We start from the raw sequence: 24,451 nt of genomic DNA, 5'->3' as shown, positions 1-24,451 counted from the left end.
TAACAGAGCTTGTCTTAAGCTCAAAATTCAATGCTAGCGAGAATTTGCATTCTCTATTTTAACACTCACTCGTTGTTCAGTTTTCAAAGGACAATCGTTTCTTTTTCCCTCATCCGCTTCAGTAGCGGACAAGAATGTAATATAGCACATCTTGTCGATTCTTTGCAAGCTTTTTTTTCAATCATCTTGCTTGCCTTCGAACCTCGCATGCAGCTTTCGCAGCAGCGTTTTGTAATATATCACATTGCATTCGTCCATGCAAGCATTTCTTTTTTTCCATTCAAGGGATGTCCCGCATGCTCAGAAAAGCCGTCCTGCTTGATGTTCTCGATTCCAACGTCGCTTATCGCGGCGCCGGATTTGTAATATACCACATTGCATTTATCCATGCAAGCATTTCTTTTTTTCCATTCAAGGGATGTCCCGCATGCTCAGAAAAGCCGTCCTGCTTACTAGTCTCCATTGCCGCTCTCGCAACGCCGGATTTGCAATATACCATGATCTGCACTTGGAATGCAAGCAAAACTTTTAACGGACTTAATCTCAACTAAAAAGGGGACTGTCTTCACAGTCCCTTCCCTTCTTCTAATAAGCCCGCACCGCCACATTGTATCCGTAGTCAGTCCCGCCATTCCCGTTATCCGATACAATAGTAACAGTAAAATCATCGTACACTTGAGCGGGCGAGAACGTATTCAAAAATTGCCAATTGTTGCTCGCGCCGGTATGACCCGAAGCTACCAGCCTGTTGCTGGAGTTATAAATATAAATGGACATTCCTTTGTGATTCGTATCTTCAAGGTAGTATCGGATCGTACTTCCATAGGAAGGATCATAAGAAAAGGTGTATTCCTTTTCCCCGTTCGACGGCAGCGTTCCGCTTCGATTCAGCATTAGCTCCAATATAGTAATTTGTCCGGAACCGTTTACCGGATTCCCCGCCGCGTAAGTGTTTGCCTGAGCAAAACCAGTGGCCGGAACGGCGCTCAAAGCTAGAGCCGTCGTCAATATAAGCAGCTTTTTCATCATACACTCTCCTAGTCACTAGAATAATATGGAATAATTTGAATAATTACCCTGTACATTATAGTAATCTAGGAGAGGTATTTCAATGCTTTTCATAGGAATTTAATACAATCTTTATCCAACCACGGCCATAGTTTTGCCGCTGATTTGCAAGATCTGACCAGGCTTCATGCGAACATCGTAACAATTGGCACCCAAATGGGAAGGTGCGATACTAACCTCTTCACCGCTTAATGTATAAGATTCGAATTCGGACGGCAGCTTAATAACGATCTCCGTTGTCCGCTGAGCTATGAGCTCTGCATGGAAGCTGCCCTCATTCCGGTCCCAGTCCATGGATACGGAGCCCGTACACATAGCGAGACCCGATACCTTCCCTTTGCTCCACTTGTCCGGGAGAGCCGGAAGCAGCTTTACCATATTAGGCGATACATAGAGAAGCATTTCTTGCACGGCATTAACCCAGCCCATATTGGCATCCATCTGGATCGGGGCCTCCGTCATGTTCATGCAAACTCCCATATTGCGCCAGTCGTTGTGCAGCGTGAAAAAGTTATTCAGCAAGCAGGATCTCGACAAAATATCCAGACATTCCAGCGCCTTATTGCCGTCGCCCAGTCTCGCATAAATGGCCGCCATATGCACGAGCGACCAGCCGCTTTGGGCCCCTATCAAGCGCTTCTTGACCGCCGTCTCGAATGCTTCGAACACTTCGGGCTGCTCTTCCCTCGTAAATTCCTGGCCGGGGAAAATCGGGTAAATGTGAGACAAGTGCCGATGGTCGTACCTGTCGTCGAACGTTTCATGCATCCATTCCCTTATTGCTCCGTCTTCATTGATCTGATACGAAGGAATGCGGCCAAGCATACTTTCCCACTTCGGAATCTCTTCACCGTTCATGCCCGCTTCGCGGCTTCCTTGGACCAAATGCGTCAACAGCTCCTTCATCACAGCGAAGTCCATAGTGGCGTTGATGGTCGTAGGCATAGGATGCGCCAGAGGCCTTCCGTCTGTTGGCATGAAGTTTTGCGGCGTATTTTCCGGCGAAACGGACGGATAGTAGTTGTACATCCCATCGTCACCGACCACAAGGAAGTCCTCGTAAAACAGCGCGACCTCTTTCATAAACGGCAGCACTTTATCAAGCAGGAATGAACGGTCGCCGGTGTACAAATAATATTCGTAATAATGCCTTGCCAGCCAACCGGCAGCGCTCGTCCAGTTCATAATGACCGGCACGATCTGGTTCGGCACCCCGATACCAGGCGTAGATCCTGCAGGAATATAAATCCCCCGGCAGCCGTATAGCTTCGCCGCATTGTCTCTGAAATCGTCCATCATGCTGTCGTAATAACGAATGAGCGCAGGCATAAGCTCTGCCAGTCCTCCTGCAGGTGCATGCCAGTACATCATCTGCACGTTCTCGTTAGCCATGTTGTGGCACCAGGTCAGGCGGTAATCCCCGCCCCAGAGGCCGTACATACCGAACGGATAACCTTCCGGCCGCGTACCGGAGATGAACAAATAGCGGCCATACGCCCACATTTTGCGGATAAGCTCGGTCGGCGCCTCTCCGTCATATGCATCCAGCAGCAGCTCTTCATTCGTCTTGTGGCCGTTGTCTGCCCGTTCTTCACCCAGCTGAAGATTAACGGTATGAAACAACCGGCCGTGCAGCCGGACATGAGCAGCCAACAATGCATTGTAGTCCGCATTTAACTCTGCAAGCTCTTGCTTCAGCCTTCTCCAAGCGGCTTCCCGCTCCCCTTTGACGAACACTTTGGCCATGACAAGCACCTTGGAAGCTTGCTCAACACGAATTCCATTCCCTGAAACCGTCTGTCGCCCACCAGTAGGAATAACTCTCAATACGACGCCGAAGTCCGTCCCGTCATCATTTTGTGCGGCATAGTAAATAAAGTCATCCTCGGACCGAATCTGGACCGTATCCTCCAGTTCCTTGCATTTATCGGCCAGACGGGGGCTATCCGTAGCATGAAACGCCAGGCGAAATTCGCCTTGAATTGGAGCTCCGTCCGATCTCACTTCATATATAATCGCGTGGTCGGCCCGGGAAACGAACAATTGCCGCTCATAGGCAGCGCCGCCGTCCTTCCATGTCACCGATACTTCTCCGGTCTCCATATTTAGAGTTCTGCGATAAGCTTTAAACGCGTTCTCGCAAGGCATGATCAGCTTCAAATCGGCAACTGGGAACCTTGCAGCCAATCGGGTATTGTAGCCGTTCTCCTTGAGCGAGTTGGTCAAATTCCAGCTGGCTTCAAGGTACTTTTCCTCCGTCATGAGCTTTCGTGTCTCTGCGAGCGTATGACGCACATCCGGCACCGTATCCTTGTGTCCCCAATGCCACAAATCCTCGTTCGTGATCATGACCGTTTCTTCTTTCACCGCGCCATAGACAGACGCCCCAATCTCTCCGTTACCGGACGGGAGCCCTTCTCTCCACATATTTTTCCACCATGATGCAGGGTATTTTAATATAAGCTTGTTCGCGTTATTCATCCCTCTTGCCTCCTTACGGACCCTGTGCTCCGCTGTCAAATGATTGCCTTTTCATTATAGTCCGCTGATTTCGGGCGGTCTTTGCAATAAACCATTTCGATTTATCCTTTTTTCCAATATAATAATGGCAGATATCAATGTAATCGGAATTGAGGAGTGGATATAGGGATGAAAATTCCAATCTATCGTTTTCGCGTCGACTATTTGACCCAGTATTCGGACATTAACCCACTGCTGCTCTTCGCCCAAAAATACGTGTTCGGCTCCGGAGAACAATGCCCGCTTCGCATTTGTTATGCCAATGCCCTCGTTCTTGTGGAATCGGGCTCGGGTACCCTTCTCTTAAAAGATCAGGAATACTCGCTGCGCCCGGGATCATTGGTATATATTCCAGCGGGCGCTGTGCACCGATGGAGGTCGGATGAGCAGGATCCGATGGTGCATCGCTGCGCTTATTTCGATTGGAAATACGTAGACCGGCCGGATTTTAAGTATCAGAGGGATTATTTTCACGGCGCTGATTCATGTCGGAAGGAATTGCTGGCCCCGCCACCTGACCTGGCGCTTCAAGAGGTAACGAAAATCAACAACATCCCGTTATGGGTTTCCTACTACAACTCGCTCACCCCGCCGCCTGAAGTGCTCGGCAACCGCAATCCTTGGGATTCCCTGAAGTATAACGGCGCCTTCCAGACGTTCCTGCATCATTTCCTGACGTTTGCCATGAAACGGGAGGTGCTCTATGATCCCCGCATCAAAAAACTGCTTGAGCGCATTGAAGCCAGCCCGTTGGAGCTGAGCGAGCGTATGCTGTACGAGTGGGCGAAGGAGCTCGGACTGGGAAAAAGCCGGTTTCACGATCTGTTCAAGACGGATACCGGCTACACGCCTAACGATTATTTAAAGAGGTTAACCTTTCACCACATTGCTGAGGATTTGTGCTTCTCCAACGCTTCGATAACGGAAATCGCGGAGAAGTACGGCTTTTCGTCGATCCATTATTTTTCCAAAGCGTTCCGGAACATGACGGGCTTATCGCCGACCGAGTATAAGGAGAAGTACCGGTCTCCTCTGTAGTCGCCTAGAGCCTTCCGCACCCAAACGCTTATAGGTGAATACCCTGTTACGAGTATTGAAATTAGAAAAAATGGCGGTGTTCCCACTATGTACGGCTTATCCTATGCCTCTCCTTGGCTTCATTCCCCGGCGCATTATCGCGATAACGAACAAGTGATCCAAATGATTCAAGAGTCTATCGAAGGCGAACGAAACGACGAGATGTTTTATGATGCATTAATCCGGCTTGCCCCGACAGAGCAGCAGAAGGACGTGATCCGCTCCATCCGGGATGATGAAAGAAAGCATCGGCAAATGTTCAGAAGCATGTACACGTATTTAACCGGCCAAGCGCCTGTCGTAAAGGAAGGAGAGGCCGAGCCGCTCCCCGCAAGTTATGTGGATGGCATTGAGACAGCCCTGCTTGGCGAACTGAAGGCTTTTGAAAAATACAGAAAAATCTATTTGCAAATCGCACCCGAGCTTCGCAACTGGATGTTCGAAATTATGACTGACGAAATCAAACATGCTGGATATTACAATTGGCTTTACGCCAAGAACAAAAAATAACTCCCGGAGAGGCAAACGCCGGCTTGCCGTCTGGGCGCCCTGGTCTGTTCTCGGGAGTCGGGATTTCTTTATAGGTTCAACTGATGCTGCTGCTTCAAATGCTCCGTAATCGAAGTAAACCGGAAGCTGCGCATGATATTGTTCAGCTTGGACCGGGTACCGCGAACGTTGTAATAGTGGATAAAATGCTCCTTCGGCGGCAGGCTCAGCTTATGCTCGTTGGCATCGATCTCTCTCGGGTGCAAGTAGACGATGGAGCTTTTGCCCTGCTTGTTGGCGGAGCGGATAACCTGCTTGATGAAAAATTCCGGGAAAAACCGGAAGTAGAAGCCGCCGGAGTACCCCATATTTTTGCCGGTCAGGTTCATTACCGACATAGGCACCTCGTAGATTCCAAGCTCGCGTCCGTTCACTTTCGGCTTATGAATCTCCGTCGGAGCTGTAGGAATACCGTACAGAAACGTCTTCACCGGGAAAATACTCGCATCGTACTTCATCCCCAGCTCCTCAAGCGCTTCGAGGTAATGAAGGTTGCTTTCGACGATCGACCACGACGGCGCCCGATAGCCGAGCACCTTCGTTCCGGTCAAATTCTCCAATATATCTACCGACTTCTTAACATCCGCCTTGAACTCGTCGAACGTCTGTTTATAAGCCAGCTCGTGTCCGTATCCATGGGAGGCCACATCATGACCTTCCCGGGCAATCGCCTGAACGACGTCCGGATAATTCTCCCCGATGCAGCCAAGCACGAAAAAGGTCGCTTTGCAGCCCGCATCCGAGCACATTTGCAGCAGCGTATCCATGTGCGCCCGGAAGCTGGAACCCTTGCTATAGTCCGGAATTACATTGTCGTAGTTGGCATGAAACCATTCCTCGATATCAAAGGTGAGCATATTGTTCACAACTGCTGAATTCGTCAACGTTTCTTGACTCCTTTTATAGCGAACGAAGTGCATAGCATATTGGACAAGCTTCCATCTCCGCTGCTGCGGGTTACAAATTTGAATGGATGGTACATTTTCAAAAACTGGATATCTTCAAACCCGCACTGGGTGAATACGCTTTTCAGCTCGTCCAGCGCATACATCTGATCGAATTTTTTGCTTTTCTCGAACAGCCGGAGCACTTTCCGTTGGATTGACCCTTTGTGGAGCGTTTGAATCAGCAGCGTACCGCCCGGTTTGGTCACACGCGCCAGCTCCTGGATTACGGACATGTACTGCTCGATCAGCTGGATAACGCCGATGCACAGCACCACGTCGAACTTGCCGTCCTCGAAGTGCAGGTTCGTCAGGTCATCGGTCTGTGTAATCAGTCCGCGGGCAGCGGCATGCTCCAGGCTCTTTTCGGAAAAGTCGACTCCGTACACCTTGTTTTGCTTCACCAACGGCTCGCTGAAGGCACCTACGCCGCAGCCTGCATCCAAAACCTCCTTGCCTTTGCATTCTCCCAGCCACTGCAAGGTGTGGTCTCGCTGCATGAAGAAGCTTTCCTCATTGAAGTAGTCGGATGATTTGACCGACGCTCCGTGCGTTTCCGCTTTATTGTCAAAGTACTGCTTCCAATTCAAATTGCTCATTAGTTTGCATCCTCCGATAGTGTAACTGTCAAGAACACCGTTAGTAAATGAATTGAATCCGGCTAAGCTTGCTTTATGGCATTAAATATTTGATCAGACGCTTCCCTGCTTCATTCGTTATGAATGCGGGAGCAGCTTTCCACAGATTAATAAAAAAGCTCAAGCTTTCCTTATCGGGAGCACCCGCCCCTTCGCTTCCTCCGCCGTAGACGAGATACTTGAGCTGCTCAGGCTTCGCACCCCACTGCCCTTTGTATTTATACGTTCCCGAGCCGGTCTGCGACCTGCCGAGATCGAGCCGCTTCAATCCGCTGCGAATCCCGAACCGTACAGCCTCCCAATACATGAAATTGTTCAAGTATTTATTGTTGTATTCGGTCAGGTTCGCGCCATACGGATAAAAGAGCGTTCCGTCCCCCGGACTGGTCAGAAGCAGCATGCCTCCGACGACATCCCCAGTTTGCCGGTCGATTACGGTCAGCAAATGGCTGTTGTCGGGCAGCAGCTCGAAAAACCGTTTGAAATAACGGATATCCGGCGACGGCGAGCCTAGCTGTTTCATTCTTCGGACATATACTTTATAAAAACGTTCCAAATGTCCGGGATCGAAGGACGCTTCGAACCAGTTATTCTTATAAGCTTTCCTTACATGATTCCGGTTGCTCGAGGTGGATAACGCCAGCACCTTCTCCTCGTCCTCTTCCAGCGGAAGCACGAACGTATGATTATGAAGGTTCAAGCTCCAATCGGGACTCTCCAGATTCTGCTCTTTCAGCCGCAGCTCAATATATCCAAGACGATGCTCGTCCTTAATTCGAACCAAACATTCCAGAGAATAGTTAAAAGCTTCTTCGTCGGTGGCACAAACGTCCATGTAATTCACGAACGGAAGCGCCATACCTGCTTTTTTCAATCCAAGATTGCGGCCCTCTACCAGAGGAAGTAACGCGCAAATGCGGTTGCCGCTATCGACGACGGCATGGTATCTGCACTTGTAGCCGAATGAATCGATCAAAATTTGCCGGAAAGCGATGGTATGAAAGATCGTACCCCGGGACAACGCCAGTCGGTCCCATTCCTTCTTGAGGGACTCGGTATAGGCAACACACCTGAACATGAGCTCGTTATCCTTTCATCCATATAATGACGCCGATCATGATGATGATGCAGCCGGCCCACTTCATCATGCTTATTTGCTCGTGGAAAATCAGAATGGAAGCAAGAATAAGCAAAACGTACTGAATACTGGACACGAACGTAACATAACTCAGGTCAAACTGGGACAGGCAGTAAATCCATACAAAAGCAGCTAACGCGTATAACGCAAAGCCCAGCACGATGATCGGCGATGTCAAGTAGCCGATCAGGATCGCCATCAGCCCATTGTCAAATTGAACCGACCGGCCGCCGATTTTGAGCAGCGTTTGTGCGGCAACCGTCATGGTCACGCTGCCAAACAGCATAATGTATTTAAGTATCATTTGTTCTCTTGTAATTTCCTTTCGAGTTCCTCCAGCTTGAGCTTGGTTAACCCCAGCTCTTGTGTCAAAGCTTTGTTGTGCATCTTCAATCCCGAAATGCTGACGCTCATATTAAGCAGCAGCAAAAACGCGCAGGCAATGAGAATCGCAAAAAACGCCGATGGAGCATAATAGACACCGATCAAATCGGAAAATGAATCCATAAGATCCGTGAAAAGGGACATCAAGAGCGTGAATAGACCGATAAGGAACCAGACTAACGAATATTTTTCCTTGATCATTCTTGCCCGGACCATCAGGAAGACCGAAACCATAATAATAAGACTGAACACGATGCCCATAATCTGAAAGCTGTACAAATGATACCCTCCATCCATCTCTATCACCACCTTGTCCTTGTATAGGAGAAGAGGATGGATAGGATAACCTTAGCCATATAATACGGGCTCTTGATCGGGGTGATCGAAGACGCCCCGTGTTCACGCTCTCTCATTTCGACGCCGACCTCGGAAATGCTCAGGCCGTATTTTTTCAGTACGATAATGGCATCCGGCTCGGGATAATCGTCGGGATAATACCGGCTCAACAATTCGATGCTCCTGCGGTTATAAATACGGAAGCCCGACGTACTGTCGGTAACCTTCGTCTTGATAAGCATCCGAAACAGGACATAGAACACTTTGATGCCCAATCTGCGCGACCATGTCGTGCGGTACGACTTGATATCGAGAAAGCGCGAACCAATGACCATGTCGCAGCCGCTTCGAGTCATGGCATCGAGCAGCTTCTCCACTTCCCGGGGAATGTGCTGACCGTCGCCGTCGATCTGCACCATGTAATCGTATCCGTTCCGGTTGGCATACTTGAAGCCGGTTTGCACCGCGCCCCCGATCCCCAGATTGAACGGCAGATCGACAACCTTAACCCCATCCGTCAGCCGTGCATTGGTCGACGTGTTATCCAGAGAGCAGTCGTTAATGACCAAAATGTCATATTCGGTCCCTTGGACGCTCTCCCGAATATCCCGGATGACCTTGGTTATGTTGTTCTCTTCATTAAAAGCCGGAATCACTATCAATACTTTTCCTTTTTCCATATCGGCTCAGCTTCCCTGTTTGTTTTTTTGCGGTAATAATAGCCAACTCGATGATTTTGTCCGCCCCGTACCTTCGGATGAGAGCGATGCCTCCCTTAATGATTTGATCCGCCCCATAAGCGGCGGCAATGGCGATGAAAGGGACGGCCGGCGCGCGGTACCGGTACATAGCGTCGATAAACAGCAATATGCAAAATACGAAAACGGCAAGAATGATAAGCCAAATGACGGAAGCTCTTCGAAACACTCCGTTGACAACAGCTGCAGCCGTTCCCGCCAAAAATAATAGAACCGGCATCGATTCCTTAATAAATTTGACGACGCCGAGCAGGCTCGTAAGATCGGTCGTCCATACCCATCGGCCCATAAAAGCAAGCACTCGTTTGGCGTACAGGATGGACACGTCATCCCAGTTATTAACCAGGAAGCTCAAGATGAGACTGTTAAAGATGTTGATCGTATAATCAGGCCTGTAGTAGTGATCGTACGGTGTCGATTTGTCGTAAATCCATCCTTTGGCGTATATATTATACAACACCATTTTGGCATTAAATTGTAAAGATGTTATTAAAGGATCGAGCTTGCCGACAACCAGCAGATATACTCCTATTGCCGCTAACGTTGTCACGACGCCGCCCAGGGCAAAGCGGTAGCGCTTGATGAAACCGAAGATCGTTTTGTGATGCATGCGGATAAGAATATAGATGATAATGAAGGCGATCGTGATGACGCCGGTAGGGCGAAATACAACCATGTATAGTGATGTTAAGGCGAAAAGCACTTTGTATAGCTTTTTATTGGATTCGAATACTTTAAGAAGGAAATAAATGCATAGAAGCAGAAGGCTTATAAAAAAGCTGTCCGAAAGGATATACGTTGTCCACAATGTAATATCGTAGGCACTGTAATAGAAATAAGAAGCTATGATGGCCGTCAAGCGATTAAATAGCATTCTTGAGATTTTAAAGACCAGAATGACGCTCAAGCCTGCGGTTACCGCCTGAACAAAAACTATGGCAACCGGGTCTTTAAATAGGGCCAGAAGAAGCGTTAGAAGAATATTGTAGCCGAGATACATCAGGTCGTTCATATGCAAGCCGATGGAAAAATTCGTCATCAAAGCGTTTGCATAATCAAGATACCATTGGCTGTCGTCCGATTTCGGAAACCCTTTGCCAGAGTGGTACAGCCACAAGCAGTGGCCGACAATCTTGTCAAGAGCCAGAAGAACGAGCGGAATGGTGAATATAAAATCACGGTTTTTGAGCTTATTATATATATAATATAGTCGGTGCACTGTTTACACAACTCCAAATTTTCATAATGTGTAAAGCGGTTTCTTTCGGTAATGTAATTTGGATATGGAGCACAATTTGACCTCGCTCTGAAGCAGTTTGCTCTATTGGATAATCACCTCGTAAAAGTTAAAAGATAACCCCTGCCAAACCCGTCTTTCCATCAAGCACCCCTCTTTTTTTCTCTAAAGCGTTTCTATGTGTTTTTGAACTATATTTTTCGACGCATCTCAACAGTTTTCCTGCCGTATATCGGGTTTAAGAATTTATTTTTTTTATTTTTGTAAACGCATCCAACCGAAAGAAACCTTGGCAAAACCAGTGTCCCGTCTCCCGGCAAAATAAGGGCGTTTTGTATGGCTCAAACCGAGGCGTTCCTCTTCCTGTTTCATACATATAACTATATGTCCTCCTTTAGAACTACAGCGCCTCCGTAACCTGAAGCTTACACAAAAAAAAGGCCGCTGCCCCACTTTCAGGAAGGGCTTGGCCTTTTTCATCAAGCTCGCTGTAAATCAAAATGCTCCTATTCGCGCGACCGCTGATGAAGCGGTCTCCATCGGTCATACCATTGTTGGATGGTTTCGTTAGGAGCCGCATCCATCTCTTCTTCCAGCACCCGGATCAATCGTCTGTATTGATCTTCGACGGCAGTCTGCTCCTGCAGCCGGTCATATAATTTCATCAATGAGAAATAACTGTCTTCCAAATACGGATTCTTCAGCTGAAGCCGATGGTACACATTGACCGCCTCGCTCAGCCTGTGATGCCGGTCGTAATATTCCCCGAGCCGCTGCGCATGCTGCAGCCACATCATATGAAGTCTCTGCCGCTCATTCTCGGCCCATAAATAGCCGCAATCCGCCAGGTAATCGCCCGTGTAGGCTTCCATCAGACGCAGATGATCATTCGCGTTGGCAGCGGATATAGGCTCCAGCCTGGATATTTCCCGCTCCCACTCCTCGACATCGATTCGGGTTGCTCCTGCGTCCAGAACATAGCCGTCTTTCATGCTGACGCTGCGGATTTCTATCGCCACGCCCATTCGCTTCAAGTCCTGCCGCACCTGGTAGATCGTCGTATACAGCAGCGTCGTGGCTTTCCTCAGCTCCAGCTCCGGCCACAGCAGCTCAAACAGAGCCTCCTTGCGCACCACTTGCCCTCTATTATGAAGCAAATAAGCAAACAGCTCCTGCGCTTTGGCGGTACGCCACCGGGAAGCCTCCGTTCCAGCGCCCGGCACTTCGATTTGCAGCGATTGCAGGCACCGGATGAGTACAGGCGCTTCTTCCGGCGCCTTCTTGCCGCCTGCATACTGATGCAGCCTTTGTACCGTTCTCGCCAGCCGGTCCTTCTGCAAAGGCTTCAGCACATAATCCATAGCGCTGAGCTCAAACGCCTGAATCGCATATTCATCGTAAGCGGTAATGAATACGATCTCGATATCCGGGCAAGCTTCCTGCAACCGTTCGGCTGCCGTCAATCCAGAGATCCCCGGCATGTGGATGTCCAGGAATGCCACATCCGGCTGCAGCCCGCCCGCCGCCTCGATCGCTTGCTCAGGATCCATATAGGAGCCGATGACATCGACTCCCTGTATATTCGTCAGCATCTTGCCGAGCTGCAGCAAAGCAAGATGTTCATCGTCCACAAGTATCGCCCTCATCCGTCCCTATCCCCCTGTATTAGAGCTTCTCTTTAGTGTATCGGTATCGGCAGGCGGATTTATTACAAAAGAAAACCGGCGGCACATGGATAGGCTCCATGCACCGCCGGTTGGTTCAGTCATTGCGTTCCGTTTTATTGCACATGATCCTCGATCTTGCTCTTGTACGTCTCGCTGCCGTCGTTATTACGGCTCGACTCGTGCGAGACGGTCGCTTCCTGTACGTCGCCGAAGCCCCAGTGGCTCTCCGCCACGTCAGGGAATTGCGCAGGCATTCCTTTCAACGGACCGCGATAAAGCATCCGGTTGATCATAGTTACCGCTTCGACCCTGCGGATATGATCCTGCGGCTTGAACGTTCCATCCGGATAACCGGAGAGGAATTTGCCGCGGTAGAGAGCCTCAATCGCATCGGCAGCCCAGTGGCCTTGCACATCCGAGAAATGAGCCTCTCCCGCAGCGCCCGATTTCAATTCCAGGAAGCGTGCCATAACCGAAGCCAGCTCGCCTCTTGTCACCTGCGCTTCCGGACGGAAGCTTCCGTCCTCAAAGCCGCCGAAGTAACCGTGCTTCGTAGCAATCTTCACGTAATTCGCCGCCCAGTGCTGTTCTTGCACGTCCGAATAAGAAAGCGGCCCATCCACCTTATCGTTCTCCGTCAGACGGGCAACGATAGCTGCCAGCTCGGCCCGCGTAAGCGAGTTGTCCGGCTTGAATTGTCCGTCCGGATAGCCGAGAATGTACCGTTGATGCTTCAACGCTCCGAAGCGATCGGAGAATACGTTCAGCTTAACCGAGGAATCCGCTTGAACAGGATCAGCGGTATTTCCATTGGCAGCGAATTGCCCCGGAATCTCAAATTCCGTATTGGCAGCCGTCAGCATCGGCCATTTCACAACGACCTTGTAGCTTCCTGCTTGTCCGCCCTGCACATTAGCAACCTTCCATGTGATCGTTTTTCCATCCAATGTGCCTCCATCGGCACTGACCAGCTCCGCTCCTTCCGGAAGCGTCACTTTGATCTCGCCGCTGTCCAGCGTTGTGGAGGACAAGTTTTTGTAGTCGACCGTAATGGTGGTTTGATCGCCTTCTTTGATCAGGTTTTTGTCTACAGAGAGAGCCAGCGTTACTTCAGGCTTAGCCGGAATAACCGCTCCTCCGGAGGAAGAATGCCCGGACGATCTGCGCGGAATCAAGGCAAAATCCCGTTTTACGATCTCGCGTTCCACGCTGATGATTTCACTTGTTTGCTGCTCATATCCAGCCTTCGTAACGACAAGGTAATAGTCCGTTTCAGGATAAACCATGTAAGCGTAGAAGCCCGCCTTGTCACTCAGCTGCTCCGGACTCTTGTTGTTGTGCGGCGGGAAATCTTCCAATACTGGCAATACCACGCCTGTTCCAGGCACCAAGCCTTTGTCTTTGTTTCTTTGCGTATCGGCATAATACAGCATGACTTGAGCGCCTTCAATCGGCTGCTTCGTATAAGCGTCCGTAATGTGGCCGTATGGATCGACCAGCTCTTGCGAAATGTTCATTTCCCCGTCGGCCGTCACTTTAACCGTTCCGCGTTGGATAATCAGCTCTTGGCCAGGCGCTACTTCAAAACGGATTTCCAAGGTGTACACGGTATCCTTAGTCAAACCGTTCGCGTTGAACACGCCTTGTCCTTGCAGCTCAAAGCCTGTTGGAGTGCCGTCTTCGCTTTGCGAAATATAATTGCCGGCAGGATCCTTCAGGTATACTTTCATTTTCGATACCATGCTGCCGTCAAACAGACTGGAGCTACCATCCGGCTTTTTCACAAGAACGATGCCTGTTACGGTTTTCTCGGAATCGAAATTTTCGTTTCCGGAGCCCGATGCCTTGCCAACTTGCGCTTTCTGACTATACGTTACCGGGGTTTCTACTCCTCCGATGGTAACCATTTGGGTAAACTCCAGGTTGTACTCGCGGTCTCCTTCAGGAACAGGAAGCGAGTAAGAGCCGTCCGCTTGAGTAACAATCGTCTGATCGAAGTCTACACCTTGCTCGATTTTGCCGTCGCCGTTCAGATCCAAAGTGACTCGGACCGTAGCTCCTGCAACCGGCTCGTGAGTGCCGCCTTTGGTAAGAACGCCGCTAATGGTCGGCGGCAGGAATGTGATCTCGATCTGATCTTGTCCCTTCAGGCCCTTCTGCGTATCGAGTACGGTGGCTTTGACCGGGATCTTCTGCTCGGCAGTACCCGTAATTTTCTGAGACTTGAAGGTAACCGATGCATTTCCTTGGCTATCCGTGATCGCACGGTCCGAGCCTACGAACGAGCCCGTTCCTTCCGGCGCGCTGAACACAACTTCGACACCAGCTACCGGTACCCCGTTGTCATCCTTCAGCGATGTGGTCAATACCGTGGTCGATTTGCCGTCTCCGAGCAGCTTGTCCGGATTGGCTTGCAAATCCAGGATAGCAGGACCAGGAACTAGGAACTTGTTATCACCAAGCTTTGCTGCAGGCTCTGCAGGCAGGACCGTCTGATCCGCCGCTTTAGCCGCAAAGCTTACGGTATATTCTCCCTTGGCCGTTCCTTCAGGAAGAATAAATGTGGCCGTTTCCCACTTCTTGTATCCGTCCGCCGCATAAGTAGCCGGGTTCGCAAGCGTCAGTGGAACCTGCGTTCCGTTCACGGTCGCGATGACTTCCGCAGCATCCGTCGAGCTTACCGCAGCCAGAGGCAGCACATATCCCGGAATGATCTTCACGGCTCTTGTATCACCCTGCGGCTTGCCGCCTGCCCAGCCGTCCAATGTTTTGTTCACTTTGATATTTACGGTAGCAGGCTGGCTCTTCTGACCATCAGAGTCCGTGACCGTAAAGGTAAAGCTGTCCTCTCCGGTAAATCCCGGATTCGGCTTGTAAATCCATGTATTCCCGTAAGGATTATTGCTTGCTGCCGGTTCTAACGTCCCTTTCGCCGGCTGGGACTTGATTCCGTAGACTAACCCGGTTACCGACTCCATGTCGGCCCCTTTCAGCACGATAGTGATCTCCTGACTGCCCTCTTCGGCACTGACCGAAATAGGCTGGGCAACCGGAACACCGTTATAGGCAATATTCACTCGTGCCGGATTCTCGGAGTATTGCTTGCCGTCCGTAGCGGTCCAGTCAAACGTTACAGTGCCGCCGTTCGGCAAACCCGGCGATGGATGGAACTTCAAGCTGTCCAGCTGCGCCTTGGTGAGGGCTGCCGTCGTACCCGGGGAAATATAGACCGCACCGGAGACGGAGGTGTACCACAGCTTGCCTAACGAATCGAAGTTGTTCGGTAAAGTAATCTTCACCTGCGACAAGACGTCGGCGTCCAAATCCGTGTAGGAAGGCGCCAAGGCGAAATCAGCCGAACTAAAAGGAATCACCGCTCCAGTCAGTCCCGTTTTGCTAATCGATTGAATCACCGGCGGGTTATTGATCTGGATCGTGACCGTTTTCCCGGTTCGAGCATACTGCGTACCGTCGGAGCCGTTCCAATCGAACGTAACCGTTCCGGCCTGTCCTGCATTCGGAATGAATTGCAATTGTCCGAGCTGGGATGCAGGAATTTCTTGACCTTGGGTGACATCCGTTGCACTCGCGCCGTTTACAAGAACAAGCTTGCCCTTGTCGGGATCCGGCAGCGTTACGAATTTCACTTTATTTAAAGGAGCCGTTTCCGTATCGGCATAGCTGTTTGCAAACTCAGCCTGGGTAAATGGTACCGACACGCCTTTGTTCGCATCCTTCACAATCGGATCGATGGTCGGAGCGGCGTTGGCTTTAATCGTAATATCGGCATCGATAAAAGCGTATTGCTTACTGTCATATCCGTTCCACTTGAAGGAAGCGGAACCGGTGAAGCCTGGTTCGCCGGAAGCCGGAATAAATTTCAGCGTACCGAGGTCCGCTTTATTTATTTCCAAGCCAGCTGCGACATCCGTTACCGGATCCGTCCCGTTATCGATAACCAGCTTCCCTTTGCTTGCATCTGGAAGCGTTACGATCTTCACTTTTTGCAGCTGAGTCCCGTTCGCTTCTCCATTTACCTTGAAATAGTTCGTTTCGAATTCATTTGGCGTAAAAGCAATAGGCTCATATTGAAGCCCCTGCTTGTTGAAGCTGCCTGCCAGAGGATCGAAGGTGGAAATTCGGAACAGATGCTGGGCTTTCCCTGGATTCGGTTCGTCCGCAGCATTGCCGCCACGGTCATCGAACAATATGATATTTACAAAATAAGGATCGGCCGGATTCAAATTCGAACCGAGCTCAATTCCCGCCCACGGCTTTTCTACGCCTGCCGTACTGCCGTTAAAGCGCTTGGTCTCCGTATCCAAATTTTGCTCGTCAATACCTCCGTCACCATTCGGAACCTGCTTAATCAAGCTGACTTCCATATCGAAGTTTCCGGACACTTTCGGAATAAATGCCGTATCCAGCTTGAGCTTGCCGTTCTCGATCTTGATGCTTCCTTTCGTAATTTCACCGGATTCCCGGTTGCCGCCATCAATAATCAGCTGGCCCCAATCGACTTGTACGATCCAGCCGCCGTTGAAGCTGCCGGCTTTATAGTAGTGATGTGTCGACAGACCGACGTAATAGTCTGAAGCCGACGTAATTTTGCTCGGATCAAGATTCAATACTGTCGTATTCCATTTGTCATTGTTTCCCGATAGCGCTCCGACGTACGCAGAATTCGGAAACTCTTTTCTGTAGTCCCCGTTAGTAAAATTGGAGGGCCAGTTCGTATAGGGAGCGCCTAATTGAATATCCGCGGGATTGTCGGAGAAATAAACCCGATCCCATTCTCCTGTACCATTAGTACCGTCGTACTCATCCACGTCCAGCGCCCGTACTAGCAAATAGACGTCTTTTTGCGGCTGCTTATCGACTCCTGTAATTTTAAAATTAATCGGATACTTGCTATCGCCAGTGTTACCGATTTTAAGATCCATATTTTTGTTCGAGCTGTCGGGTACTCCGCTGCCGGTTGCATCGCCATTCCAATTATCGTCATCCGTGAAATAGCTGCCGCCCTGCGCGCCCACGGCTGCTCCGACGCCCGCTAACGCTGGCGTAACCAGGTTAATGATCATGAGCATCATTAATACCAATGACATTATACTTTTTCTTTGAAGCCTTTTTACCATTGCCTGTCCTCTCCTCTCGATATAACCGTTCTCCCTTGCCTGCTTGTCAGTGCTCTGGTCGTTTCAATCTCGTTATCCGTCCTTCCTCCTATTCGTAGTCCCAATGACCTAGGTTCATAAGTACCTATTATAGTAGGAGGCACTGAACAAAATCTGAACAAATTCGACATTCCTCGCCAAAAACCAGGTAAAAAGAAACAGACGCCCCTTAAAGGAACGTCTGTTTTTGTAGAGAAACTCTAGATTTAGGTAATTCTGCGGGGACTATCTTTGAGATGATATGAGACACTACAACTGAAACTTTTTGAAAAAAAGGCGGTCATGTAGGAGCTGTCCCTAGGAAAACTGGCATCGTAAGGGGGATACCCCCTCCATCCTAAACTTTTTGGAGTAAAAACAGGTTTCTCGACAGCCTGGGACAGGCTACGTCTGTTCTTGTCATGAACCCTTAACCCTGGGTGAGTGCCTCCTCCCAGCAGTTCACCCGTAAAGGCGTCTGGACATTGGCTCGACTTTGGCCATTACATCGTTTGCCCGCTATCCGCGGTTATAATTTGTCCCGTAAGCGACGGTTGTTCTAGGATGGAACAGATGAGCCCGGCGATATCCTCAGCCGTCGAAATACGCTGCAGCGGCAAATGTCCGCTGAGCCGGCTCATTTGCTCTTCCCGGCCGGCCCACCACCTCGTCGCTACGGCTCCGGGCGCCACGCTGCACACTCGGATTTCCGGCGCCAAAGCCCGAGCCAGCGATTTCGTCAACCCGTGCACCGCCGCCTTGGATACCGCATAGGGGAGCGAGGAGCCCGAGCCGGTCAGTCCGGCGATGCTGCCGACATTGACGATGGCTCCCCTGCCGCTCCGCTTCATCCACGGCGCCGCCGCCCGCGCGCAGTAAAACATGCCTTTCACATTGACGGCATACAGCTCATCCCATACTTCCTCCACTGCTGCGTCCAAATCGTCGAGAGGAATGTGCCTGGTAATACTCGCATTGTTGACGAGGTAATCAAGCCCGCCGAACCGCTCCGCTATTTCGGCCACCATTCTCCGTACTTCCTCGTCTTTGGATACATCAGCCTGTATGGCTATTGCCTGCCCGCCTTCCCCGATGATGAACTGTACCGTTTCCTTCGCTTCGACCTGGGAACGCGAGTAGTTCACCGCAACGACAGCCCCTCTCCGGGCCAGCTCGATAGCCGTCGCCCTGCCGATTCCGGTTCCTCCGCCGGTAACTAGTGCTATAGGATGCTTTTTCTCCATTTTGTCCGCTCCTTTATCCAATGAATTGTTTATGTGTTAATCTGCTTTCCTTTATACCCTGATCCATTCACACCGTTAATTTTTTTATCCTCTACTACAGCGGCAGCTCCAATCGGTCTGGATACCCCGTTCCGTTCCCGGTTAACCAGGAATATGCCGGCACAGATGAGCACACCGCCTACGCCCACATACCACTTCACTTCTTCGCCCAGCAGCAGCCAGCTGGAAACTACGCCGAACACCGGTACGAGAAACAGAAAGGCGCTTGTCTTGGCCGGATCTCCGTTCTTCAGCAAATAATACCATGCGCAAAATTGGACGATGGAGCACATGACCGCAAGCCATAGCAATACGATGACCGACGTTAAGGTAACGGTAAAATAGGCCTGCTCCGTGCATGCGCTTAATAGAAGAAGCGCAATCCCCCCGGCCAGCATCTGATAAGCCGCGAGCACGGTCATATCGAAGGCGGCGCCCCATCGCTTAACGAGCATGGTAGCGGAGGCGAAGCAGAGCGCCCCTGCAAACGCGATGAAGGTACCGGGCTGCAGGCTCAAGTGAAAGCCGAACGTGAAGGCGACTCCGATAAAACCGACGGCTACTCCCAGCCACTGCAGCCACCGGTACGATGCGCCGGCGAACATCGTGCCGAGCACGATAACAAGCAGCGGGTTCGTACAGGTAAGGATGGACGATTCGCCGGACGTAATCCAATGCATGCTGTAATAAGCGCAGCCCATGACGCCTGCGGACTGAAGCAAGCCGATGGCAGAGACCTGCAGCCATTGCTTTGCGCCGCGGGGTCTCGGCCTTCCCGCTACGATGAGAGCGAGCACGCTGCCTGCCAGCACAAAGCGGATGCCCATCAGCAGAAAAGGCGGGGCATAGTGCATCCCGATTTTGCCGACCGGAAAGGCAAGGCCCATTAAACAGGTCGTAAAGAGGATCAGCGCGACATAGCGGAACCTACTCATAGGAATCCCTCCGTTACTGTTGTTCTATAGTTCTGTTGCTCTGTAGTTCTGTTTTGCTGCTCTGAGCTTCGTGATGAACTCTATTGTAACGGAGCTTTGGTTTTATGTATAATGAACACTAATGATACTCGATATCATATTTTGTGATACCAACGAAGGAAATGGGTAGTATGGATTCCGGATTTCAAATGAGAAGGAGGCGAATTCAAATGGAAAGCACAGACTTGCGCATCTTCCAAGCGGTTGCCCGCGAGGGCTCGATTACCAAAGCGGCTGCGCGCCTCGGCTATGTCCAATCCAATGTGAGCGCACGAATCCAGCAGCTCGAATCGGATCTGGGCACGATGCTCTTTCTTCGCCATAACCGCGGCATGACGCTCTCGTCGAGCGGTCAGACGCTGCTCGTGTACGCCGATAAAATCGTCGGCCTCCTGGACGAAGCGAGTCGGGCTCTTGCTTCCTCTACGGAGCCGAGCGGACCGCTCAGGATCGGTTCTACTCAAACGGCGGCGGCGGTAAGGCAGCCGAAGCTGCTGGCCGTCTACTACGAACGGCATCCGAGCGTCGTGCTGTCGCTTGCAACCGGACATACGCAATTTTTGATCGATAAAGTGCTGCAGTATGAGCTCGACGGAGCCTTCATCGGAACGCAGTGCGATCATCCCGAGCTGCAATCCATCCCTGTGTTTGACGAGGAGCTGGTGATCGCAACCGCACCGCCGGTGGCCGATCTGGAGGAGGCATTCACGAAGCCGGTCCTTGTGTACAGCATCGGCTGCTCTTACCGCGATATACTGGAGAGATGGATGCAGGGGCAAGGCGTCCGGCAATCCGTCATTATGGAGTTCGGAACGCTCGAGGCGATCGTCGGCGGCGTATCCGCGGGACTCGGCATTTCGCTGCTGCCGCGAACCGTCGTCGCCAAGCACGCCGCGGAAGGAGCCGTCCGTGCGCACGAGGTTCCGGAATCGATCCGGCATATGAGGACGGAATTCATTACGCGGAAAGATTCGTTCATCAGCAGCGCTCTGCATGCGCTCATCGACTTGATGCCGCGCGCCTCCGCGCAGACGAGCACAGATATGGTTCAGTGATTGTGAACGGTGAAGCAGCGTGCAGAGATACGGAGCTTGCTGCAGCATGAAGCCAACTGCATGTGCAGGACACAATAAGAGGCGGTCCCCTAGGAGATTCAATCTGCTTGGGGGACCGCCTCTATGTTTCATTAGTCAGGTCAAAACCACTGGGCCAGAAGTCAACTTTCTTATAATTAGGCAAACCTCAAGCGAGGCATTAATCGACCTTAAAGCTTGGCTTAGGTATAACTCGCTTCATAGAGAAAGGCAGGCTTTATTGCCGCATAGAATCTTGCATCCGATGACCTCGAAATCCAATGAATTCTATTGCCCAATCATTCAATGACTTTTTGGGGCAGTCTCGTTTTTCTCAAGGTGAACTCTAACCTGTTCGGACAGGAGATCCGTTATCGCCTCAAAAGGCGCATTTACCAAGCACGATCGGACACACGATCCGTTATTGGACGTTTTTGCCCTCAACTACCTCGAAATCAGAGCGAATAACGGATCTATGGTCCGATCATCGCTCCGTTCACGGGATTTTTCGACCAATAGCGGAACCACGGTCCGATCGGTGGAATACCACCTGGTCTTACTATTGGCCCTGCATCTCCTGAACCTTAATGCTGCCCCGGTACTCCGTCGGCGTAATGGAAAATTTCTTGCGGAACACTTGCGTGAAATGCCGCATGTCCTGATAGCCGATTCGCTCGGCTACGTCCGCCAGCTTCAGCTGCGGATTGTGCAGCAGCTGCTTCGCCTGCTCCATGCGCAGCTGGATCACATATTCCTTGAATCCGAGCCCCGTCTTCTGCTTGAACAATTGGCTGAAGTAGACCGGGTTCAAAAATACTATGGAGGCTACCTTCTCCAGTGACAGGTCCGCGTGAAAATGCGTGCGGATATACTGCAGCGCGACTTCAATCGCCGTATCGCCGCCGCGGGCGTAATGCTCGTAGACCTGTGTCGTCGAAGCCTGCCTCAGCCGCTGCACCTGCTCGGGCACCGTGCGGAAATCGTCGACGAGGCCCGACGTCATAATCTGAAACGGTACTTTCAGATACGTTTTCAGATGGGTTTTTAGCTCATTCGTCAACGAGTCCAGGCTTAATGGCTCGCGCAGCGTAATAAGCCCGAGAAGGCTCTGGCTGTCGTAGCTGACGACAAAGCCCTGGCCGTATTGCTCTATCAGCTCGGAGAACACATTCTCGATGATGAAATGCTCAAGGTGGACCTTGCGGTCGCTCTCCATCTTCACCATGACCAGATGAAATTGGGGATGACTCTCGATAAAAGGCTTCAAATCGATGCGGCCTATATCAAGACCGGACGCCCATCTCTGAAACACCGCTTCGCGCAAATATTTCAGGTTCGCCTTCAGCAGCTGCGCCTCCTGGGTGCTCTGCGTCTCCTTCTGAACCTCCTCGTGCAGCGTGCGGATCAACTCCGTCAGCAGCTCCTTGCCGATAGGCTTCAGCAGATAGTCTCTCGCCCCCAGCCGAACCGCTTCTTGAGCATAGGCGAATTCGGAGTGTGCGGAGATGACGACCCACTTCACATGCGGATGCCGCTTGCGCGATATGCTCATCAGCTCCAATCCCGTCATGCCCGGCATGAGAATATCGGTCAGCACCACGTCGATGGATTGACTTCGAAGCACTTGTACCGCTTCCTCCGGACTTGTCGCCAAATGCACCCGGAACGACGGGAAACGGGCGTTAAGGGTCCGCTTCACCCCGTCGCCTATAATCGACTCGTCGTCTACGATTAGGATATTCATCGTTACGTGTGGCCTCCTTCCGCTTGCAGCGCGGGATGTTCCGTACACGGCATCGTGATGATGACCGTGGTTCCCCGCCCGGCTTCGCTCAATACTTTCACGCCATACGCATCGCCGAACATCAGCGCAAGGCGACGGTGCACGTTGGCGAGGCCAATGCCTCTGCGCGGCTTCGGCTTCGCAAATGGAACCGCCCGGGTCATGTCCGTGCTCTCCTGCTCCCGCAAAGCCGTCCGCGCCTCCTCGCGCAAGGAGGCTGTCAAGCGCGCGAGCGCCTCGGGCTCCATCCCGCAGCCGTTATCCTCGATGATGATTTGCAGCTCCTTCCCGGTCGATGCCGTTCGGACCTGCAGCAAGCCCGGGCGGTCCAGCGGCTCCAGACCGTGCTTAACCGCATTTTCTATGACGGGCTGCAGCGTCATCTTGGGAAGCCGGAAATCGAGCCACCGCTCCTCGATATCGATAGCCATCGTAAGCCGCCCTTCCAGCCGGACTCCGATGATCGTCAAATAATGCTTCATCTGCTCCTTCTCCTCGCGAAGCGTGACGACGGACTCCTCTTCCCACTGGCTGCTGTACCGGAACATGTGAGAGAGGGAGAGAACCACTTTTCCAAGCCGGTCGTTCTCCTTCTCATCGAGCATCCAGTAAATCATATCCAGCGTGTTATACAAAAAATGCGGATTCACCTGGGACTGCAGCGCCTGCAGCTGCGCGTTCTTCTCGCTGATGGATGAAAGCTTCACCCGCTCGATCAAATCGTCCATCCGGTTCACCATCTGGTTGAACGACGCTACGAGAATGTTGATCTCCTCGTACGATTTTACATGCAGCAGGCCGCGGAAGTTGCCGATTTCCACCTGCTTCATCTCGCGGATCAGCCGCTTTAGCGGTGAAGAAATGGAACGCGACACCGCTGTCGCCAGCACCGTCGCCACTACAACCAGCACCGAGACGACGATGAGGAAAAATTGCTTCGTCTGGTTCAGCTCCACATTCAAATCTTTATCCGGCGTAAGGCTGATGACGGTCCAGTCGGCCATCTCCGGCCGCGCCGCCACCGCCAGCCGGCCGGGGCGTTGATCCACCACCACGTCCCCTTCATAAGAAGGGCGGGGGACGTCGCCAAGTGAAGGCGGCTGCGTCGGAGCCGCCTCCACGTCGCTGTTCGCCGAAGCGATGATGCGGCCGCCGGGCGAAACGATGTACACTTCGCTGTGCGGACCCAAGCTCAAATTCGACAGCGCCGAGAGGATCGGCTGCGGGTTGGATTCGATCAGCACGATCCCGATAGGCCGATGCTCGGACAAGTCGTACAGCTGCCGGCCGTATGCAAAAACAGGCCGGCTCTCCAGCTGATCGATGACGGACCGGGGATACACCCCGAGCCATCTCATCTCCCCGGTGGAGTCGCGCAGCTCCTGGAACCAGGACGAATCCATGTATTCCGGGTCGATCACATTCATGGAATTGCCGTAGCTGTAAATCGCACCGGAATAGGAAATCACGTGAATCCCGATCAGGTCCTCACGTGAATAATAGATAGCCCCCAAAGTGTTCGTTATGGTGCGCTCATTAATATATTTGACCGCCGAATCCTTCGGCGTCGTATCGGCCAGCAATCGCAGAAGATCGAAGTTGCCGCTGATCGACTTGGACATGCTGTCGTATCCTTTGAGCAGCAGATCGAACAGACCGACGGTCTGCGATACGTTTTTGCGGGCGATGTCGCTGATTTTGCTCTGTACCTGCTCGGTTGTCCTAATGTAATAGACAGCGCTTACGATCAATACTAGGCTCAGCATGCCGAAGAGGAAGAGCAGGAACAGACGGTTATGAATTGTATGAAAGCCTCGCGCCATTCCTTCCCTCCTTCCACTTCGCGGCGTCCTTTCTGTATGCTCA

Annotated in this window: 18 protein-coding genes; 3 read left to right on the top strand and 15 right to left on the bottom strand. The window is 51.5% G+C overall.

All coding sequences use genetic code 11. From position 1 onward, the window contains the following. Positions 1-585 precede the first annotated feature (585 nt). Both ACFQ88_RS37875 and ACFQ88_RS37870 read right to left on the bottom strand, forming a co-directional pair. Positions 586-1,026, bottom strand: coding sequence for a hypothetical protein (locus ACFQ88_RS37875; RefSeq protein WP_379462939.1), 441 nt, complete (start codon positions 1,024-1,026; stop codon positions 586-588). Between the two features lie 114 nt (positions 1,027-1,140). Further along, positions 1,141-3,549 (bottom strand): glycosyl hydrolase family 95 catalytic domain-containing protein, encoded by a 2,409-nt coding sequence (locus ACFQ88_RS37870; protein WP_379462937.1) that lies wholly within the window; start codon positions 3,547-3,549, stop codon positions 1,141-1,143. 168 nt (positions 3,550-3,717) lie between these two features. Here ACFQ88_RS37870 and ACFQ88_RS37865 point away from each other — a divergent pair, with 168 nt between their 5' ends. Together ACFQ88_RS37865 and ACFQ88_RS37860 are read left to right on the top strand one after the other, a co-directional pair. Continuing rightward, positions 3,718-4,626, top strand: coding sequence for an AraC family transcriptional regulator (locus tag ACFQ88_RS37865; RefSeq protein WP_379462935.1), 909 nt, complete (start codon positions 3,718-3,720; stop codon positions 4,624-4,626). An 87-nt stretch (positions 4,627-4,713) separates the two neighbouring features. Next, a complete protein-coding gene (locus ACFQ88_RS37860; protein WP_379462933.1) occupies positions 4,714-5,175 on the top strand; it encodes a ferritin-like domain-containing protein in 462 nt (153 codons plus the stop codon). A gap of 68 nt (positions 5,176-5,243) precedes the next feature. Here ACFQ88_RS37860 and ACFQ88_RS37855 read toward each other — a convergent pair whose 3' ends face one another. The 11 genes from ACFQ88_RS37855 to ACFQ88_RS37805 all read right to left on the bottom strand — a co-directional run bounded on the left by ACFQ88_RS37855 (position 5,244) and on the right by ACFQ88_RS37805 (position 19,690). After that, entirely contained in the window at positions 5,244-6,098 is an 855-nt protein-coding gene (locus ACFQ88_RS37855; RefSeq protein WP_379462931.1) for a polysaccharide deacetylase family protein, read from the bottom strand. Then, positions 6,095-6,757, bottom strand: coding sequence for a class I SAM-dependent methyltransferase (locus ACFQ88_RS37850; protein ID WP_379462929.1), 663 nt, complete (start codon positions 6,755-6,757; stop codon positions 6,095-6,097). The genes ACFQ88_RS37855 and ACFQ88_RS37850 overlap by 4 nt, the downstream gene beginning before the upstream one ends. A gap of 73 nt (positions 6,758-6,830) precedes the next feature. Beyond that, positions 6,831-7,874, bottom strand: coding sequence for a GNAT family N-acetyltransferase (locus tag ACFQ88_RS37845; RefSeq protein WP_379462927.1), 1,044 nt, complete (start codon positions 7,872-7,874; stop codon positions 6,831-6,833). Positions 7,875-7,881: 7 nt separating this feature from the next. Further along, positions 7,882-8,238, bottom strand: coding sequence for a hypothetical protein (locus ACFQ88_RS37840; protein WP_379462925.1), 357 nt, complete (start codon positions 8,236-8,238; stop codon positions 7,882-7,884). Further along, complete coding sequence (locus ACFQ88_RS37835; protein WP_239631043.1) at positions 8,235-8,615, bottom strand: DUF2304 domain-containing protein; 381 nt, start codon at positions 8,613-8,615, stop codon at positions 8,235-8,237. Before ACFQ88_RS37835 ends, ACFQ88_RS37840 begins: the two co-directional genes overlap by 4 nt. A gap of 5 nt (positions 8,616-8,620) precedes the next feature. Next, positions 8,621-9,334, bottom strand: coding sequence for a glycosyltransferase family 2 protein (locus ACFQ88_RS37830; RefSeq protein WP_239631042.1), 714 nt, complete (start codon positions 9,332-9,334; stop codon positions 8,621-8,623). After that, positions 9,294-10,631 (bottom strand): glycosyltransferase family 39 protein, encoded by a 1,338-nt coding sequence (locus ACFQ88_RS37825; protein WP_239631041.1) that lies wholly within the window; start codon positions 10,629-10,631, stop codon positions 9,294-9,296. The genes ACFQ88_RS37830 and ACFQ88_RS37825 overlap by 41 nt, the downstream gene beginning before the upstream one ends. 524 nt (positions 10,632-11,155) lie before the next feature. Further along, positions 11,156-12,295 carry a response regulator gene (locus ACFQ88_RS37820; protein WP_379462922.1) on the bottom strand — a complete coding sequence of 380 codons (1,140 nt, stop codon included), beginning with the start codon at positions 12,293-12,295 and terminating at the stop codon, positions 11,156-11,158. Positions 12,296-12,429: 134 nt separating this feature from the next. Continuing rightward, positions 12,430-17,424 carry an S-layer homology domain-containing protein gene (locus ACFQ88_RS37815; protein WP_379462920.1) on the bottom strand — a complete coding sequence of 1,665 codons (4,995 nt, stop codon included), beginning with the start codon at positions 17,422-17,424 and terminating at the stop codon, positions 12,430-12,432. A gap of 551 nt (positions 17,425-17,975) precedes the next feature. Continuing rightward, entirely contained in the window at positions 17,976-18,716 is a 741-nt protein-coding gene (locus ACFQ88_RS37810; RefSeq protein WP_379462918.1) for an SDR family NAD(P)-dependent oxidoreductase, read from the bottom strand. Positions 18,717-18,745: 29 nt separating this feature from the next. Beyond that, positions 18,746-19,690 carry a DMT family transporter gene (locus ACFQ88_RS37805; RefSeq protein WP_379462916.1) on the bottom strand — a complete coding sequence of 315 codons (945 nt, stop codon included), beginning with the start codon at positions 19,688-19,690 and terminating at the stop codon, positions 18,746-18,748. A gap of 209 nt (positions 19,691-19,899) precedes the next feature. On the opposite strand from ACFQ88_RS37805, the gene ACFQ88_RS37800 reads away from it, so the two are divergent. Beyond that, the gene (locus tag ACFQ88_RS37800) at positions 19,900-20,784 is read left to right on the top strand and encodes a LysR family transcriptional regulator (RefSeq protein ID WP_379462914.1); all 885 of its coding nucleotides are present in this window, start codon (positions 19,900-19,902) and stop codon (positions 20,782-20,784) included. A 577-nt stretch (positions 20,785-21,361) separates the two neighbouring features. Here ACFQ88_RS37800 and ACFQ88_RS37795 read toward each other — a convergent pair. Beyond that, on the bottom strand, positions 21,362-22,546 hold the full coding sequence (locus ACFQ88_RS37795; RefSeq protein WP_239631035.1) for a response regulator: 1,185 nt from the start codon (positions 22,544-22,546) through the stop codon (positions 21,362-21,364). Positions 22,547-22,548: 2 nt separating this feature from the next. After that, positions 22,549-24,408, bottom strand: a complete 1,860-nt coding sequence (locus tag ACFQ88_RS37790; protein WP_379462912.1) for a cache domain-containing sensor histidine kinase — start codon at positions 24,406-24,408, stop codon at positions 22,549-22,551. Positions 24,409-24,451 lie beyond the last annotated feature (43 nt).

The organism is Paenibacillus sp. NPDC056579 (assembly GCF_042793215.1).
Classification (GTDB): Bacteria; Bacillota; Bacilli; order Paenibacillales; family NBRC-103111; genus Paenibacillus_S.
Note: the sequence above shows the minus strand (reverse complement) of the source record. Positions and strands in the feature narration are given on the sequence as shown.

Coding starts and splice junctions, on each gene's coding strand:
- ACFQ88_RS37875 (WP_379462939.1), bottom strand. CDS start 1,026: ATGAAAAAGCTGCTTATATTGACGACGGCTCTAGCTTTGAGCGCCGTT.
- ACFQ88_RS37870 (WP_379462937.1), bottom strand. CDS start 3,549: ATGAATAACGCGAACAAGCTTATATTAAAATACCCTGCATCATGGTGG.
- ACFQ88_RS37865 (WP_379462935.1), top strand. CDS start 3,718: ATGAAAATTCCAATCTATCGTTTTCGCGTCGACTATTTGACCCAGTAT.
- ACFQ88_RS37860 (WP_379462933.1), top strand. CDS start 4,714: ATGTACGGCTTATCCTATGCCTCTCCTTGGCTTCATTCCCCGGCGCAT.
- ACFQ88_RS37850 (WP_379462929.1), bottom strand. CDS start 6,757: ATGAGCAATTTGAATTGGAAGCAGTACTTTGACAATAAAGCGGAAACG.
- ACFQ88_RS37845 (WP_379462927.1), bottom strand. CDS start 7,874: ATGTTCAGGTGTGTTGCCTATACCGAGTCCCTCAAGAAGGAATGGGAC.
- ACFQ88_RS37840 (WP_379462925.1), bottom strand. CDS start 8,238: ATGATACTTAAATACATTATGCTGTTTGGCAGCGTGACCATGACGGTT.
- ACFQ88_RS37835 (WP_239631043.1), bottom strand. CDS start 8,615: ATGGATGGAGGGTATCATTTGTACAGCTTTCAGATTATGGGCATCGTG.
- ACFQ88_RS37830 (WP_239631042.1), bottom strand. CDS start 9,334: ATGGAAAAAGGAAAAGTATTGATAGTGATTCCGGCTTTTAATGAAGAG.
- ACFQ88_RS37820 (WP_379462922.1), bottom strand. CDS start 12,295: ATGAGGGCGATACTTGTGGACGATGAACATCTTGCTTTGCTGCAGCTC.
- ACFQ88_RS37815 (WP_379462920.1), bottom strand. CDS start 17,424: ATGTCATTGGTATTAATGATGCTCATGATCATTAACCTGGTTACGCCA.
- ACFQ88_RS37810 (WP_379462918.1), bottom strand. CDS start 18,716: ATGGAGAAAAAGCATCCTATAGCACTAGTTACCGGCGGAGGAACCGGA.
- ACFQ88_RS37805 (WP_379462916.1), bottom strand. CDS start 19,690: ATGAGTAGGTTCCGCTATGTCGCGCTGATCCTCTTTACGACCTGTTTA.
- ACFQ88_RS37800 (WP_379462914.1), top strand. CDS start 19,900: ATGGAAAGCACAGACTTGCGCATCTTCCAAGCGGTTGCCCGCGAGGGC.
- ACFQ88_RS37795 (WP_239631035.1), bottom strand. CDS start 22,546: ATGAATATCCTAATCGTAGACGACGAGTCGATTATAGGCGACGGGGTG.
- ACFQ88_RS37790 (WP_379462912.1), bottom strand. CDS start 24,408: ATGGCGCGAGGCTTTCATACAATTCATAACCGTCTGTTCCTGCTCTTC.